Raw genomic sequence first — 1,439 nt, 5'->3', positions numbered from 1 at the left:
GTTGCTGTGGCTGTTAATGTGCCGTCGTTTAATGCACTTGCATCAATAGGATCGGTGACGTATTCGCCGTTTTGCACGATTGCTTGTACTTCAACGGGCGGATTTATTCCATCGCTCAATACGACAGTAACGGTTTGACCATCTTCAATATCCGTAACTGTGCCGCGTATCACCATGGCTGCGCTTTCGCCATTGCCATTAATGACACCGTCGGCTGTTTTATCAATGCTGGTGGTAATGGCTGCCGTGTTATCAAGCTCGACTGAATCCACAGCGCTAACAGGGTTGCCTGCCACATCTGATGAAGTTGCGGTGGCTGTTAATGTGCCATCGTTCAATGCGCTTGCATCAATTGGATCTGTTACATATTCGCCATTAATTACGGTTGCTTGTACTTCAACTGGAGGATTAACGCCGTCGTTAATAGTCACCGTTACGGTTTGACCGTCTTCAACATCAGTAACCGTACCACGTACAACAATCTCTGCACTTTCGCCGTTACCGTTAATTACGCTATCCGCTGTTTTATCAATACTGGTGGTAATGGCAGCGGTGTTATCAAGCTCAACCGTATCTTGTGCTGTTACCGGGTTACCTGCTAAATCAGACGCCGTTGCAGTAGCGGTTAATGTGCCATCATTTAGTGCGCTTGCATCAATTGGATCTGTTACATATTCGCCATTAATTACTATTGCAAACACTGTAATTAATGGGTTTATTCCATCACTCAATGTTACGGTAACTGTTTGACCGTCTTCAACATCAGTAACCGTACCACGTACAACAATTGCGGCACTTTCACCGTTACCGTTAATTACGCTATCCGCTGTTTTATCAATACTTGTGGTTATTGCAGCAGTGTTATCAAGCTCAACCGTATCTTGTGCTGTTACCGGATTACCTGCTAAATCAGACGCTGTTGCTGTGGCTGTTAATGTGCCATCGTTTAGTGCGCTTGCATCAATTGGATCGGTGACGTATTCGCCATTAATTACGGTTGATTGTACTTCAACAGGTGGGTTGACGCCGTCGCTGATGGTTACAGTAACTGTTTGACCATCTTCAACATCAGTAACTGTTCCGCGTACAACGATCTCTGTACTTTCGCCGTTACCGTTAATAACTGAGTCGGCTGTTTTATCAATGCTGGTAGTAATGGCTGCGGTGTTATCAAGCTCAACTGAATCCTCAGCGCTTACAGGGTTGCCTGCTACATCTGACGCTGTTGCAGTAGCGGTTAATGTGCCATCGTTTAATGCACTTGCATCAATTGGATCGGTGACGTATTCGCCATTAATTACGGTTGCTTGTACTTCAACAGGTGGGTTGACGCCGTCGCTGATGGTTACAGTAACTGTTTGACCATCTTCAATGTCGGTAACCGTACCACGTACAACAATTGCGGCACTTTCACCGTTGCCGTTAATAATACCGTCGTC

Annotated in this window: 1 pseudogene; it reads right to left on the bottom strand. The window is 45.7% G+C overall.

Annotated elements, in window-relative coordinates:
- A pseudogene (locus GQR56_RS21150) lies at positions 1-1,439 on the bottom strand (hypothetical protein); the annotation flags it as partial.

Origin of the sequence: Pseudoalteromonas sp. Z9A5, assembly GCF_011378875.1 — a bacterium.
In the GTDB taxonomy this organism is placed as follows: Bacteria; Pseudomonadota; Gammaproteobacteria; order Enterobacterales; family Alteromonadaceae; genus Pseudoalteromonas.
The sequence above is the reverse complement of the archived record's forward strand: the minus strand, read 5'-3'. Positions and strand labels throughout refer to the sequence as shown.